The following is a 14264-nucleotide window of genomic DNA, read 5'->3' on the forward strand; positions in this document are numbered from 1 at the left end:
AATGTCTGATTCGGAACACCACAACGAAAGCAAGTCGCACGGAACGCTCGAACAGTCACAGTCCGGGTCCCCGGCGGGACAAGACGCCGCCGACGAGGCGATTCTGGAGGTCTCGGGGCTGACGAAGATCTACCCGGACGGGACTCTGGCTGTCGACGATATCGACTTCAGCGTCCAGGACGGTGACTTCTGTGTCATCATCGGGCCGAGCGGGTGTGGCAAATCGACGACGTTGCACTCGCTGGTCGGCAAGGTCGAGGTGACCGAGGGAACGGTAGAACTCGACGGTGAGGATATCACCGACGCCAAGACCCACGATAGGGACATCGGGCTGGTGTTCCAGGACTTCCAGCTCTTCCCGCACCTCAACGTCGAGGAGAACATCCGATACGGTCTCGAGCGGTTGGAGTTGCCGAGCAGCGAGATAGACCAGCGGGTCGACGAGATTATCGAGACGATGAAACTCAGTGGGAACCGCGACCGCGACCCCACGGAACTATCCGCCGGTCAGAAACAGCGCGTTGCCTTGGCACGGAGCTTGGTTCTCGAACCGAAGCTCCTGTTGCTGGATGAGCCTCTCGGTGACATGGATTATAAACTCCAGAAACACATGGAGGAGGAACTGCTCCGTATCCACCGGGAGTTCGATACCACATTCGTCTATGTCACGCACGACCAGACGCAGGCGATGCGTCTCGCCGACCAGGTGGTCGTGATGAACGACGGGAAGGTAGAGCAGGCGGAGTCGGTCAATCGAACTTACAACAGCCCCGAGACCGCGTTCGTGGCGACGTTCGTCGGGGACTCGAACATCTTCAGTGGCCGGGTCACGGACGTCAGCGAAGATGAGACGACCGCGAGCATCGACACCCATCTCGGCGAGTTCGTCGGCTCGACGGACAACCTCGACTCGACGCCCGGGGACGTGGTCGGGCAGGAACTGTCGTTTTCGGTGCGGCCACAGCACCTCTCGCTCGACGGCGAGGGCGACAACCACATCGAGTGTCGAGTTCTGGACGTCATCACACACGCTAGCCAAGGGACGCAGGTACTCCTCGAACCGGTGGCCGACGACTCGATGGAACTGCAGTTGTTGAGTCGTGAACTGATCTCCGATCTGGACGAGCGCGTAACCGTCTCCTGGGACGCAGGCGCCACAGTCTTGCTCGAACGCACGAGCGTCGTCGACGGTGTGGACCTGCAGAAAGATATTCTCGGCGAATAACCCACTCTCACGGCCTCCGTCCTCGTGAGCGCTCCACGTCGCCCCCGCAGAATTCTGATAATTAACTCACTGGTTCAGCAATGTTTTAGTACCGAATGGTACAATTGGGAACTGCATGACGTCGACAGTATGCCTTACGTACGACTTCGACGCAGTATCGACGTGGCTCTGGTCATACGACTCTTGGGACATGCCGACCCGGCATTCTCGGGGTGTGTACGGCGCAAAGACGGGCGCACCGCGACTGCTTGACCTTCACGACAAACACGACGTCCCGGCGACGTGGTTCGTCCCGGGCCACACCATCGACAGCTTCCCGGAAATCTGTGGTGAGATCCACGACCGTGACTACGACATCCAGCACCACGGCTGGAGTCACACGGGGCCGGCGACGTACGACTCGAAAGAAGACGAAAAGGCAGACGTTGACCGTGCGATCGAGTCCATCGTCGACCTCACTGGCGAGAAGCCCAGCGGTTACCGCTCGCCCGCGTGGGACTACTCCGAGAACACGCTCGAAATCCTCGACGAAGTCGGTATCGAGTGGGACTCCAGCAAGATGGCCTCGGACTTCGAGCCCCACTGGGTCTACGACGGCTGGAGCGCACCCGAAGACGGTCCGTACGACCGCGGTGAACCCACCGACATCGTCGAACTGCCGGTTTCGTGGCAGCGCGACGACTGGCCGGCGCTGACGTTCACCTGGGCACGACCTCACCGGATGGGTTACGTGAGCGAGGATTCGCTGTTCCAGCGGTACTACGATCAGTTCGACTGGATGCACGAGCACGTCGACGACGGCGTCTTCATCCTGACGATGCACCCGCAGGTCATCGGCCAGGGCCACCGCCTCAGCCGACTCGAGGACCTCGTCCAGCACATGAAACAGCAGGAGGACGTCGAGTTCAAGGAAATGCACGACGTCGCGACCGAGTTCCGCGAGAACAACTGAGCGCGCGTCCGCGCCACTCAGATCCGGTCGAGCAGTTCCGTCTTCTTTTGTGCGAACTCCTCGTCGGTGAGAGCGCCACGCTCGTGGAGATCAGCGAGACGGTCCAGTGTGTCGAGCGGTGTGTCGGCCCCAGCCTCGCTCCCGGGTTCCGGTCGCACTTCGCGGAGAAACTCACTGGCGTCTCTCGTCTCTCCGTCCGCCGACCGGGACGTGTCGATGTGGTAGGCTTTGTCAGCCGTCTGCAGGACCAGCCGTTCGTTGCCACCGGGCGCACTTTCCGGCTCGGCAGTTTCCACCGCCCCCAGGTCGATGTCGAGACGCTCGGCCGTGTCCGGGCGAGGGATCAACACGAGTACACGTTCGTCGGTGACGAGGGTCACGAGCACGCCGCCACTACTGGCAACCTTCCGGCTCCGCCGGCCATCCTCGGACTCCGGAACCGTCCTGTCGACGATGTCGAGGATACTCCCACGGAGCAGGAACTGTGGTTGCTCGGCGTCCGCCAGGTGTTCCCGTAACTCCCGACCACCGACATCCGCCCGGAGTGCCTCTGCAGTCACCGAATCACCGGCCGCCTCCCCGGCGACACCGTCCGCGTCACGTTCGCTCATACAGTGGGGCACAGCGCGCAACAACTTGAATACAGCGCCCGAAAACGGCGAGCCAACAGTCGTGTCGACGTGACGGTCTCCCATCGCGAACGCAGGGAGTTCGCATCTCGGGTCGTGGCACGTTCCACGTCTCCAAAACCGGTTTGCGAGATGCAAAAATTCGTTTGTGAGGGCATGACAAACGCTGCGTGCTAGTCCGCCACGTACGTCGGTATTTATTCGACCCCGAGCAGCGGGTGGAAGAGAATCGGTTGAGAGCAGGGTGTTTTGCAGACAGTAAATCGAACCAGTCGTACCACTGCTGCTAGCTGTCGGTACCAATGCGACGGATGTCGTGTGTTAAGTAGTGTGAGGCGGACGTTGGTCGTTTGACGAGCGAGACCCCGACTATTTACACCTCGCAAATGTTTAAGTACACTCAGTCACACATTAGGGATATCGATGGGAAACGATACCAACCAAACCTCCAAGCCGCGAACTCTCCAGACGGCCGAGCGTACACTGAAAGTGATCGAGACGCTCAAGGAGTCCAACGGCATGACGGTCACGGAGATGGCCAACGAGTTGGACTGTTCGATGGGCGGTGCGTACAACCATCTGGCGACCCTGCGGGAGAAAGACTTCGTCGTCCAGGTCGACAACGTCTACAAGTTGAGCCCCCGGTTCGTCCTGATGGGCGAGCACGTCCGTCAGGACAACCTGATGTACCAGTTCGGCAAGGACGAACTCGAGGAGATCGTGGAGGAAACCGGCGAGTACGGCCAACTCATCACCGAGGAACACGGACTCGGCATCGTCATCTATCTCCACAGGGGTGAAAAGGCAGTGGGAAGTGACTATCGTTCACACATGGAAAAGAAACCGCTCTACCTCCATCACCTCGCCGCAGGGAAGGCAATCCTCGCGGAACTCCCCGAGGATCGCGTCGAGGCGATACTCGATAAACACGAGCTCATCCAACGGACGAGCGACACGATAACCGATCGAGAATCGTTGTACAGCGAACTCGAATCGGTTCGAGAGCAGGGGTACGCGTACAACGACGAGGAAGAGGTCGATGGACTCAGGGCAATCGGCGCACCTATCGTCGGGCCTGACGACGACGTTCTGGGTGCGTTGAGTATTTCCGGTCCGAAAAGTCGCATGCAGGGCGACCGCTTCGAGACGAAGCTACCGAAGATGGTGAAAAACACCGCCGACGTGATCGAGATCAACATTCAGATGGAGCACAGCACCAAGGACCTCTGAGCACTCGGATTTGTACACAACAAATTGTGGTTTGAGAACCCAGAACACGACTCGAGTCGCCGATAGAGACTCGACGCCAGTTCCCTCCACTGTACTCGGAACGTCTCGTCGTCGAACCCGAGCAGGTCGAATAGGGGCTACCGCAATCAAATAACAACACTATATTTGTTATCCATGGTTGGAAATATTATATTTCGACGGTTGCTCAGAACCGTCGAACATCCCTTGATTTTAATGTCAGGTCAGTCGTAGCTGATCGTGAACGATGGCCAATAACGAAGGCGACGAGGAGACAGGCACGGTCGACAGCAAGGTCGCCCGCCTGATCGACGAGTACGCGCTGGGAGAGGGGTACGGGGACCGCCTCGAAGCACTCTGGACCGCCAACGCCGGCGAACGTGAGAGCCTCAGAGCGCTCGCCGACCGATTCAACGAGCGCCTACTCAAAGCTGCGATTGCAGATACCGGTTTTTCGACCGTCGACGGTGAGGTTGCCAACATCTACCGACTACTGACGGCCGACGACGTAAGTAGCGGGAATCGGGTCGAGGCTCAACGGCGTCTCGAACAGCACGGCGTAGACGTCGACCAGCTCGAGCGGGACTTCGTCACGTATCAGGCAATTCGCTCGTATCTCAAGGAGTACCGCGGTGCCCAATACGAGGGCGATAGCGAGGAAGACCGGGTGGAAAGCGTAGTTGATACGATCCAGCGACTGAAATCACGCACGCGGTCCGTGGCCGAGCAGAGCCTCGAACAACTCCGTACGGTTGGCCACATCAGGCTCGGTGAGTTCCGCTTGTTCATCGATATCAGTGTTCTCTGTGAGGAGTGTAACTCTCAGTACGAGTTCATCGAACTGGTGAAACGAGGCGGCTGCGATTGTCAGTCGGAGTGATTCAGGTCATATATCAGTCACTCTGTCGTAGTCGTCGGAGAGCGCCTGTGCGTCTTCGGGCAGTAGTGCGACGACGAGGAACTGCACGTACTCCGAGAAGTAATCGACGAGATCGGCCAGCCGACTGGAATCGATGGCCTCCAACGAGTCCAGTAGCATGAACGGCACAGTTTCGTAAACATCGTGGACCAGATACCCGGCCAGTGCGAACGTCAGGCCCGTGACCTCGCGTTCGCTCTCCGAGAGGTGGTCGATAGTGTCCTCGTAAGTGGCGCCGGATTCGGTGGTCCGAACGACGTGAATCTCGAACACCGTCTTTTCGACGTTTCGCCGTCCCTCCTTGACGGTTTTCTCGATACGCTCGATCCAGATGCGGGCGAGGTTTTCGTAGCTTAGCAGGTCCAGCACCTCGTCCATGTGTTCGTTGAACTCCGCGACGGCCTGCTGTTCGATCTGGTCGATACGCGTCCGCTGGGTCTCGAGTTCGTCGCCAATCTCCTCGCGCCGCGCACGGAGGCTGTCTTCCTCGGTCAAGCGATCTTCGATCGTCGCGATCCGATCGGCGACATCGTCTAATTCGGATTCGAGCTGGCCCAGCTCGAACTCTAGCTCGTTGGCCTCCTTGTGCAGGTCGAGTATCTCGGAGAAGTCCTCGGACTCCAGAGATTCGACCTCCGTTTCGACCGTCTCGACTTCGTCGCTGAGTTCGCCACGCCGGTCTCTGAGATCAGCGAGTCGGTTCTCACGCTCCTGGATTTCCGCTTGGATGTCATCGATCTTCCGCTCCAGGGATTCGCGCTGGCGCTGCTGTTTCTCCCGTTCGCGCTTGTCGGCACGCAGCTCTTCGAGTTCGTCCTCGATTTCACGGATCTCGCTCATCTGGTTTTGCCGGACGGTCCGGAGCGTGTCCAGGGTGTCCTCGATACGTTCTGGGTCGACTTCGCTCCCGCAGGTCCAACAGATCGTCTGTTCTGATTCCAGCAGTTGGTCAGTCAGGTCCTCGTATGGATCGTCGTCTCGACTAAGGGCTTCGGTAACGGTTTCGTCTTCGCCGTCGAGCATCTCCTCGTTGAACTGAATGATGTCCTGGAGATCGCTAACGTCGGACTCGAGCGTCTGTTTGCGCTCGCGGAGCCGCGACACCTCACGGTCGATCTCCTCGTGACCACCCATCGGCGCGTCGGGTAACTCCTCGCGATCGGCTTCGAGGTCGGCCAACTCACGGGTGAGCGACTCGATGCTCTCCTCCTGGACGTCGATGTCAGACCGGACGGATTCGAGGTCCGAACGGAGTTCTCGGAGGTCGTCCAGCCGCGACTCGAGTTCACGCTTATCCTCGCGGGTTTCGTCGACATCGGCGTCGACCGACTCGATCTCATCTTCCTTTTCACCGATTTCTTCCCGTTTCGTCTCGATTTTCTCGTCGAGTTCCCGTTTGCGCTCTTCGAGGGACGGCAGTTTTTCTTTGAGCGAGTCCAGTTCGTCCAGTTCCTCGTCGATCTCGTCACGCTGGCGTTCGAGCCGATTGATCTCGGCCTGGATCTCGTCGGTATCGACGGGTCGCATGATCAGCTCTCGAAGATCACGCTGCTGGACAACCCCCCGGCGGGCTTCGTTCGATTCGATCAGGAAGGCAAAGAGGTCGGCGAGCGTGGGATCATGGAGATACGGATCACCACCGAACGCGATCGATCCATTCGTGTGGTGGAGTGTCCGCTGGTACGTGTCTCCGTCGATGGAGAGTTCGACTTCGCCTTCGTCAGCATCGCCTTTCAGTGTAACGTCGTCACTCCCCATGACAGCCATGATGGACTGCAGAAACGACGTGCGGTTTGTCGCGTTACGGCCGGACAGGACAGTCACCCCCTCTCGGATGTCGACCTCTGTCTGTGCAATGCCGCCGATGTTCTCCGCATAGACGGTGGCTCTTGATACACTGGTGTCAGCTTTCGACATACCTAATGGTTGATGACGAGGATACAAATAAGTATCTACTGTCATCTTTTTCGTTCTGATTATATCTTGGCTGTTCTATCGTACCCCACCTCTGTCTCAGTATTAATGTTACGAGACAAACGAGAAGTCGGGCGGTCGACACGAAAACGACGGACACCGAGCCGCACGAATCGACGCGACCGACCAGCAGAATCGGCAAACACGTGCTGTATTTCGTGGATTCTGCTTCGACGTCTGAAATAACTCTCGGGAATAACAGCTGAAGTGTTGTCGTTCTGCTTCGCAGGTCACTTCGTCGGTGTTCGCTACAGTTCGCCCCCTTGTCCAGTTCCCGGGCTTTCGTCGCCCCGACAGAGCGGTGTCCGGATGCGGTCGTTGTGTGTAGCGTCGCGTTTGCGAGTGCCCGTGCACGAAGACGCAACCGCCGGAGCGGCATCCACAGGACCGGATTAGTCTCCGTGTAGTGAGAGCCGACACAACAACTGCCGACGGTGCTCAGTATGCAGTTACATTTCGAGCACCTACCGCTTTCGAATACTGTTTCGACTTTCTATATTTTTCCGTTCGACACACCCGGTCACCGTCGAGAACTGAGTTCCAAAGTCGAATTCCGACACGGCGGCGGAGTTGGGCGACGTTGCAGTCGGCAAAGCTGTGGTCAGACTCACAACGAGTACCACTGGCAATCCGCCGCCGTCAATCCACGAACCGATTTACTACTTTCGAGGTTTGAACCGTCGTGATCCAACGGTCCCACCGATGCTCTCTGCCGGTCTTCGCAGAAAACACGCCGTCGAGGACGGCGTGCTTCTCATCGGTGACGTGACACGGTTGCTGGACGCCTGGCAGTGCCACGACGTCGATCTCAGAGACGGGAGTCACGGAAATCGAAACCGTGTCGAACATACCATGTTCGAAGTAATATGACTAAAATGTATGATTTTATACTATTCCAGCCAGTCGCGCTTCTTGTTCGCGATGTTCGGCGAGTTCCTCGGCAGGTCGAGCGATCCGCCGGAGTACCTCCGGGGATCGTTCATCGAGTTTCGAAGCGATGTCTGCTGGGACTTTCCGAAGTGAATCTGTTGAAAAACAGGACGTGGACTCAGCGCCGTTGACTAATATCGTCGGCCGAAATAGTAGAACTATCGTTCAATTTACTCGTCTGCACGATCGAGAACTCATCGAGAACCCTGCCCGTAGCTTGAAGATTCGACTGTCGTCCTACGCGTTCTTCGATCTCTTGCTCCAATTTACGATGCGTATCGGTCATGGATGTGTGTCGGAGCTTCAACCGGACAATCTGTCCCTCGCATCGTCAATCGCTTCCGGGAGTCACTATCCGGTTTCGCCCTCTACGTAGCCCACCGTCCACCGATCACTCTCGTTCTCTACAACGTCTTCGGCGGGGGCGGGTATCCGTTCCGAACCAGGATCGGCAGCTTGTAGAGCGGTTCTATCGCAGCGACGGTCAGCTTCGTGCCCACTCGAGAGCGACTTCCAAATCGTCGAAATCGTCGACCTCTGCACCCTGGATGTCCATCTTTGATGCGACCGCCATGGCGACGATTCCATCCGAGACGAACCCAACTTTGTCAACGCCCGTATACTCACCGTTTTTCGACCACTCTTCACCCATGTACTCCTGCGTCTCGTTCGGGAGATTCGTTTCCTCTCCGAAAACAGCTATCGTCGCTTCGATATCGTCTTGGACACCTCGTTCTCTGTAATGGTTGCTAGCGGCTTCGAGGTCCTCGTCCGGGAACCCCTTCCAGCCTTCCATATGCCAGATTCCAACTGTTCCTCGTTTCTCGAAGTCCCACTCGTAGTCGTCGGAATCGGGGATCGTTGCCATCACCGTACAAGTAGCATGGTGAATTTAATTAGATTCCCGACAGTATGCAGTACTGAGTTCTCCAAAACGCGTAAGTAACGGTCATCAGGTACCGGCAGCGTACGGTGAAGGATGCGTCCTCTATATTCAGTCGCTCCCTTCTGACAGATGCTGCGTAAATCACGTCCCAGACTGTCTCAGGACGCTTCTGTACTGACCGACTCCAGGGCGATGGTGGGTATCAGAACCCTCTTATAACGGATCGGACCGCTTTCGAAACGGTGGGTGCGACGTCCCCGGCATCTCCTCTTCTGCTGTTGGAGAGCGTCCGCAGCGACGCGAGCACGATCCCTCCAGCCGCGTTTCTGAGCGACGAAGGCCATCCACTCGTCGATACTCGCAGCTGCCAACTCGGCGACGTACTCACGATCGCCATCCGGAGCGACGGCGACAACTCGGTCAGTGACCGTATCGTAGATGTGATCGGTACCAGTCTCGTCCGTGCCACAAAAGAGCCACCGTGGCCGGACAGAAGGCTTTCAGCAGTGCGTGTGTTCGTTGCTATGGGTTCGAATCCCGTTTGGAACCCCAGCTCGCCTGTCTCTAGCAGGCGGGCGTCTTTCTACAAGGAACCGCCCAAAAGAGCCAGGACTCCGTAGCAAACTGTTGTGGGAGCACAGCCATACTACTGTTGTCCCACTACAACTTATCTCAGATGCGATCAGATGGCCACGAAAGGACCAGACCCGACTGTGAGTGATCGGGAATTAATCGATGCTATCGCCAAAGCGTCCGAACCATTTGCAACCGCAAGTGGTGTCGCTGACCGGTTGGACTCTCAGATTGGCGAGTTCGACAGCGATAAAGACCACTCGACGAGCGTGGTGAGCGTAATCGGGCACGCGTTGGCGGTGGTCCATGGATCTACTGGCCCGATGATTCGTTTTCTTCGGGATCTAGCTGACGACGCCCGTCATCCGTGAGCCACCAGACACGCGCATTTCCGATTTTGTCAGATTCCACCAACCGATAGTCTTCAAGACGTTGCAATCGCTTGGAAGTTGCCTGTTGGCTGAGTCCCACCCGTTCGGCTACTTCCGTTGTTCCAAGAGCTGGTTTGTACGCCAAATGAATCTCCAGTAGGAACGTCTCGTCCTCGACAGTGGGGTCTGGACCACGGCGATCTGACACGTCTCCATCTACAGCGCCACGACTACAAGATAAATTTGTACGAATTATGCTGTGCTTACACAACAAATAGGTCGTCTCTCTTCGAGATGCCAATTGGGCTCCACTGCGGATAGTCGTCTACGCAGCAGGTGCAAAAGACGACCCGATCCAGCGGGCCGCCGTGTGGGCTCGCTTGTCGGACGAAGCCATGTTTGGATATACTCGTGGGGGTGGTGAAATCCCCAAACGCCCGGTCGCATCGTTCGCAACCACACCCACCACGGGCGGCCACCGATGACGGACCTCGGAACCCTCGAAGCCCGAATCGCTGACCTCGAGGCCACCGTCGAGGCCCAACGAGACCAGATCGACCAACACCAGACGGACCTCGAACGTGAGCGCCAGGGCCGACGAAACGCTGAATCTCGCGTCGACAACCTCGAAATCACCGTCGAGTAACAGTCAGCCCTCCTCGACGCACTGCGAAACCGTACGGACACCACCCAGTGGGTGTCCTTGTTGGAGGTCGGCAGGTCTTCACAGGAGACTGAAAATGAAAGTACGTTCGACACCCTCGCCGACGTTTTCTTTGGAGAGTGACCCCTCGAGGTGTTTCTCGACATTTTTGATGTCTGCACCGGAGAAATATAGTTCATCGAGACACTTGGGAAGTCAAAGAAGACCTCGCGGTCATCGAACGTCTCACTGAGGTGCTCTGTACTGTGATTCTCGATTTTCCTGCTGCCGTCATGGTCTTGAAACTCGAAGCCCCCAGCCGTGCTTCCAGTTTCTCGTTGAGTTCTTCTTCGACACCCTCGGAGGTCGCGTCGACCAGTTCTCCTACTTCACCGCCGCGCTTTGTGGTTGAACCCATCTCTTTGACCGCCGGGATCGTGATGACATCGGGGAGAATATCTTCGTGAACGGCCGTTATCGAACCTTGGGGGAAGTCAGTGGGTGCAATTGTCAGGGCGAGTTCTTCCTCGTACTGCATTACATGTTCCTGGTGCTTGCTGATTCAGATGCCCTCGTTGCGCTGCTTTTCTCTGGGGATGCTGTCTGCCAATCGTTCGTAACGGTCCACCATCTCGCTCCGTTAATCGGCTTTTGAATACTTCGGGTCTGGTTTCTGCTTCTCCCAGAGACCGTTCCGTACCTCCTCGATCGAGGGTTTTCCGCAAAGCTTCTTCTTGTGGAACTCTCTGCAAAATATTGAACGATGGACTAAAATCTTCCTCACCGTCGAACTGGCGACAAATTCCCAGAACCCTATCATAGGAATCATACTCAGAAATATGAATATTTCTGATCGCGTTCCTTTTTCGGTGTCTTTGACTCTCTCCAAACCCTCGGAACTTATCTCGAAAAACCTCTCACTTCGACGACTTCGTCATCCCGTTTTTGTCAAAAGAGCGCATCGTCGTTTGGCTTCTTCTTTTCCCTGAGCAGGAACCGTACCGCGGATAGGGTACTGGTTTTGCCAGCGGTATTCCCGCCAACTAAACGGTCGAGGCCCCGAAATTCGATTGAGTCCTCCGCTATCTGGTTCTGGATCGATAGACGGGGTTCTGTCTCAGTGTCGACCGACTTCGTGGAGAGCAACAATCAACTACAGATAATGAAGTTACTGCATACAAGTTGGACAGTGGATTGTGCTGAGCCCCCTATGGGATATACCGCTTGCTCCAGCCTCTTCACTTACCAACGAAGAGATCGAGACCTGTAACATTGTTTGAATTCTGGGGATCATCTGTCGAACGGCTAGAGCCAAATTCGGCTGGCATAGGGAACCGATCTCATGAGATGGTCACGGAGCCGACATATGTAAAAGGAAGTGCATCATGTTTTGATTCCCCGATAGGACGTTCGATGTATCGGTTGTTCAATCTGTGTTCCCATTACTCAGACCGGAAGAGCTCGTACCGGATGGAGAGACTCGAAATGGGGCAGATCGAGTGATGAGTTCGGATAGTCGTAATCCGAACCGGATGCGATCGTCCCATCCGTCTGGATAGTTCACAGATTCACAGCGTAGCGTTGTCGATGGTGGCGCTTTCAGAACTGTTTACGGTCACGTTAGCTACTGAATTGAACGATTTCTTCGGATCCTATCCCGAAAATTATATAACGAGCATTTTTACAATTGCTCGATATAACCCCCTAGTCGTCAGTGGTTGAGATACTGAATGATACATATTGGACCGTCCTGAGATTCATTGCCGGGCTGTTATGTACTCTATTTGTAATATCAATCGTTTATTTTAGAATACTGGTAGATCTGGGGCGACGTGACTCGTCCAGTTGTTCCATTAGTCCAAATTATATCTGTAGCTACACTTTTCTTGGATCGATACCGATCAAAGGTAGAACCGGGAGTTTGCTGCACCGAGGCCGAAGTGCCGAGAGACGACGTGGGCGACGCCTCGGCTTCGGCGTCGAGTTTGGCTTCTTCCTCGTCCGGCTCGGAGTGGAGAATCGCGTGAGCGATCTCGTGGATCAGTGCCCGAGGGAGGTCGGCACTGTCGTCCCGGTCCCGAACTTCGATGACCGAGTGTATCGTCACGGGACTGCGACGCTTACAGATGCCCTTACTCGACCCGTGCTCCCACTGGTCGGGGGCGACGAGTTCGACCTCGAAACCAAGCTCTTCGCCGGCGTCGATCAGTGCGTCGACGAGGCCGTGCACGTTGCTCCGCCGGCCTGCGGTTCACGTGTAGTCGACCGTCCCCTGCCGACGTGGAGAGGACGGTTCGATCCGATCGGTCGCTCGTACCACTGCTACGCTGGTCGGAACCATACCTCTTGACGTATGTACAACTGCGATGGGGTCCAGTACGCAGGCGATGAGGGTCGGGAGTCCCGACCCCGACGACCGTAGTGGGGTCGCCACGGACGTCCCGTGGACCAGCTCGCTGTACCGCTCGCGGAGGGCACTGATATCCGTATCGGCGATCGTCTGTGGTCCCATCCACTGCACGTCGAGGGGATGGGGTGCAACCTGCCTCCGCGAAACGGCGCGGAGCTATCGTGTACCTTTTTCGCGCGGAACCCGTCTGGTGGGTATGAACCAAACGGCGATTTTGCACGCGACAGCCGCACTGGTAGCCGGCGGGGGGTTTCTCGTTTCGGGACGACTTCTCAAACTCGGGCTGTTCGGCCTGGCGGGTGTCCTCTTCGTCACCGGTATCGTGGTCGCCCGACGGGGCGACGACGGCACCGATTCCGTCGGCGGTGCCTGACCGCGCCCGTCGGCGACACGTTCTCCGTTACCGGCTGTGATCTACCCGCCCCGGAGTTTCAACAGCGTCCGCTCTTTCCCGTAGCTCTCCAGCATCACGTCCGCCCGCGCACTGAGCCAGTCGGGGACGCCGGCGACGTGTTCGGCGTGATCCTGTGGTCGTGCCTCCGGGTCGCCGTGGAGGCGTGCGGGCTCGGAGTAGTGGGCGATCGGCCGGACGCCGTCCCAGGTGTCCCGGCAAAGGGCGAACCCTTCGCGGTATGTGGTTCCGCGGTCTGTGAACGAGTGATGGTGATAGTCGAAGGTGACCGGGATGCCGACTCTGTCGGCCACCTGGTTGACGAGCTCCGCGACGCTCCACAGTGATCGCGTGTCGTCGTTTTCGACGACGAGTCGCTCGCGGGCACGTGGGGGGAGGTCCTCGACGACACTGCAGAACCGCTCGGCGGTGGCGACCTTGTCGCCGTAGTGGGCGCCGATGTGGACGTTGATCGCGTACCGGGGTGAGCGTGGGAGTCCCAGCAAATCCAGCCACCGGCCGTGGTGAGCGACCGACTCGACTGAACGCTCGACGGTTCCCTCGGATTCGCTCGCCAGCTTGCACCAGTGGCTCGGGTGGAAGGTAAGACGCATGTCGTTGTTCCTGACGAGATTGCCACACCGTTGCGCGATGCTGCGAACCCGCTCGTAGTTGGGGAGGTCCGTGAGCTGGAACTGGGAGTTCCACGGGACCAGCTTCGAACTACAGCGATAGAACCGGATGTCGTGGTCGAGGTTCCACTCGAGGATGCGTTCGAGATCGGCGAAGTTTCGCTCTGTGAGCGTGGCCGCGTATTCGATGCCCTCTGACTCCCAGGTGGACTCGTGCATGTCGCGGTTGCACCGACGCGGTTGGTCTCGGTCCCGAAGCGTGTGGTTCATCGCCGCGTACCCGAGCATGGCCGCCAGTACGAGCGCCGTCTGGATAGCTCCCCGGATCGCCACCGATCGTCACTGCCGGGCTCTGCGACGGTGCGGGCCGGTCGCTCACTGACGGCTTCCGGGGTGTGGCCGACACCACGTGTCCCTGGGTGGGCGGCCAGCGCCGAGGGTAGCGCCACAAGATGCATCTGGTAGCGGCGCCTTTCGAAAC

At 57.6% G+C, this 14264-nt stretch carries 14 protein-coding genes; 6 read left to right on the forward strand and 8 right to left on the reverse strand.

The genetic code is table 11. From position 1 onward, the window contains the following. Position 1: 1 nt before the first annotated feature. Positions 2–1225: an ABC transporter ATP-binding protein gene (locus tag EAF64_RS14940; RefSeq protein WP_129069782.1), complete on the forward strand. Its 1224-nt coding sequence runs from the start codon at positions 2–4 to the stop codon at positions 1223–1225. 190 nt (positions 1226–1415) lie between these two features. Beyond that, a complete protein-coding gene (locus EAF64_RS14945; protein WP_129069783.1) occupies positions 1416–2177 on the forward strand; it encodes a polysaccharide deacetylase family protein in 762 nt (253 codons plus the stop codon). A gap of 17 nt (positions 2178–2194) precedes the next feature. On the opposite strand, the gene EAF64_RS14950 is transcribed toward EAF64_RS14945, so the two are convergent. Next, positions 2195–2788, reverse strand: a complete 594-nt coding sequence (locus EAF64_RS14950) for an SHOCT domain-containing protein (protein ID WP_227738995.1) — start codon at positions 2786–2788, stop codon at positions 2195–2197. A gap of 441 nt (positions 2789–3229) precedes the next feature. Between EAF64_RS14950 and EAF64_RS14955 the strand changes: the two genes are divergently transcribed. Both EAF64_RS14955 and rdfA read left to right on the forward strand, forming a co-directional pair. Next, positions 3230–4036, forward strand: a complete 807-nt coding sequence (locus EAF64_RS14955) for an IclR family transcriptional regulator (protein WP_129069785.1) — start codon at positions 3230–3232, stop codon at positions 4034–4036. Positions 4037–4301: 265 nt separating this feature from the next. Further along, a complete protein-coding gene (rdfA, locus tag EAF64_RS14960) occupies positions 4302–4934 on the forward strand; it encodes a rod-determining factor RdfA (protein ID WP_129069786.1) in 633 nt (210 codons plus the stop codon). A gap of 6 nt (positions 4935–4940) precedes the next feature. Here the strand turns inward: rdfA and EAF64_RS14965 are convergent, their stop codons facing one another. The 4 genes from EAF64_RS14965 to EAF64_RS21685 form a co-directional block, all read right to left on the reverse strand. Beyond that, entirely contained in the window at positions 4941–6890 is a 1950-nt protein-coding gene (locus tag EAF64_RS14965) for an archaea-specific SMC-related protein (RefSeq protein ID WP_129069787.1), read from the reverse strand. Positions 6891–7586: 696 nt separating this feature from the next. Continuing rightward, complete coding sequence (locus EAF64_RS14970; RefSeq protein ID WP_129069788.1) at positions 7587–7796, reverse strand: hypothetical protein; 210 nt, start codon at positions 7794–7796, stop codon at positions 7587–7589. Between the two features lie 565 nt (positions 7797–8361). Then, complete coding sequence (locus EAF64_RS14975) at positions 8362–8745, reverse strand: hypothetical protein (protein WP_129069789.1); 384 nt, start codon at positions 8743–8745, stop codon at positions 8362–8364. 903 nt (positions 8746–9648) lie between these two features. Continuing rightward, positions 9649–9915 carry a winged helix-turn-helix domain-containing protein gene (locus EAF64_RS21685; RefSeq protein ID WP_227738996.1) on the reverse strand — a complete coding sequence of 89 codons (267 nt, stop codon included), beginning with the start codon at positions 9913–9915 and terminating at the stop codon, positions 9649–9651. Between the two features lie 273 nt (positions 9916–10188). Here EAF64_RS21685 and EAF64_RS21075 point away from each other — a divergent pair, with 273 nt between their 5' ends. Further along, positions 10189–10353, forward strand: coding sequence for a hypothetical protein (locus EAF64_RS21075; protein WP_193767708.1), 165 nt, complete (start codon positions 10189–10191; stop codon positions 10351–10353). A 193-nt stretch (positions 10354–10546) separates the two neighbouring features. Here EAF64_RS21075 and EAF64_RS14985 read toward each other — a convergent pair whose 3' ends face one another. Together EAF64_RS14985 and EAF64_RS14990 are read right to left on the reverse strand one after the other, a co-directional pair. Beyond that, positions 10547–10888, reverse strand: coding sequence for a hypothetical protein (locus EAF64_RS14985; protein WP_129069790.1), 342 nt, complete (start codon positions 10886–10888; stop codon positions 10547–10549). 1254 nt (positions 10889–12142) lie between these two features. Further along, a complete protein-coding gene (locus EAF64_RS14990) occupies positions 12143–12580 on the reverse strand; it encodes a hypothetical protein (RefSeq protein WP_129069791.1) in 438 nt (145 codons plus the stop codon). 376 nt (positions 12581–12956) lie between these two features. Here EAF64_RS14990 and EAF64_RS21080 point away from each other — a divergent pair, with 376 nt between their 5' ends. Next, positions 12957–13133, forward strand: a complete 177-nt coding sequence (locus tag EAF64_RS21080) for a hypothetical protein (RefSeq protein ID WP_193767709.1) — start codon at positions 12957–12959, stop codon at positions 13131–13133. A gap of 41 nt (positions 13134–13174) precedes the next feature. On the opposite strand, the gene uvsE is transcribed toward EAF64_RS21080, so the two are convergent. Further along, a complete protein-coding gene (gene uvsE, locus EAF64_RS14995) occupies positions 13175–14071 on the reverse strand; it encodes a UV DNA damage repair endonuclease UvsE (RefSeq protein WP_129069915.1) in 897 nt (298 codons plus the stop codon). Positions 14072–14264 lie beyond the last annotated feature (193 nt).

Origin of the sequence: Halorientalis pallida, assembly GCF_004118325.1 — an archaeon.
In the GTDB taxonomy this organism is placed as follows: Archaea; Halobacteriota; Halobacteria; order Halobacteriales; family Haloarculaceae; genus Halorientalis; species Halorientalis pallida.

Bases quoted from the DNA above. Each gene is read 5' to 3' on its own strand.
- EAF64_RS14940 (WP_129069782.1), top strand. From the start codon at position 2: ATGTCTGATTCGGAACACCACAACGAAAGCAAGTCGCACGGAACGCTC.
- EAF64_RS14945 (WP_129069783.1), top strand. From the start codon at position 1,416: ATGCCGACCCGGCATTCTCGGGGTGTGTACGGCGCAAAGACGGGCGCA.
- EAF64_RS14950 (WP_227738995.1), bottom strand. From the start codon at position 2,788: ATGAGCGAACGTGACGCGGACGGTGTCGCCGGGGAGGCGGCCGGTGAT.
- EAF64_RS14955 (WP_129069785.1), top strand. From the start codon at position 3,230: ATGGGAAACGATACCAACCAAACCTCCAAGCCGCGAACTCTCCAGACG.
- rdfA (WP_129069786.1), top strand. From the start codon at position 4,302: ATGGCCAATAACGAAGGCGACGAGGAGACAGGCACGGTCGACAGCAAG.
- EAF64_RS14965 (WP_129069787.1), bottom strand. From the start codon at position 6,890: ATGTCGAAAGCTGACACCAGTGTATCAAGAGCCACCGTCTATGCGGAG.
- EAF64_RS14970 (WP_129069788.1), bottom strand. From the start codon at position 7,796: ATGTTCGACACGGTTTCGATTTCCGTGACTCCCGTCTCTGAGATCGAC.
- EAF64_RS14975 (WP_129069789.1), bottom strand. From the start codon at position 8,745: ATGGCAACGATCCCCGATTCCGACGACTACGAGTGGGACTTCGAGAAA.
- EAF64_RS21075 (WP_193767708.1), top strand. From the start codon at position 10,189: ATGACGGACCTCGGAACCCTCGAAGCCCGAATCGCTGACCTCGAGGCC.
- EAF64_RS14985 (WP_129069790.1), bottom strand. From the start codon at position 10,888: ATGCAGTACGAGGAAGAACTCGCCCTGACAATTGCACCCACTGACTTC.
- EAF64_RS21080 (WP_193767709.1), top strand. From the start codon at position 12,957: ATGAACCAAACGGCGATTTTGCACGCGACAGCCGCACTGGTAGCCGGC.
- uvsE (WP_129069915.1), bottom strand. From the start codon at position 14,071: ATGCTCGGGTACGCGGCGATGAACCACACGCTTCGGGACCGAGACCAA.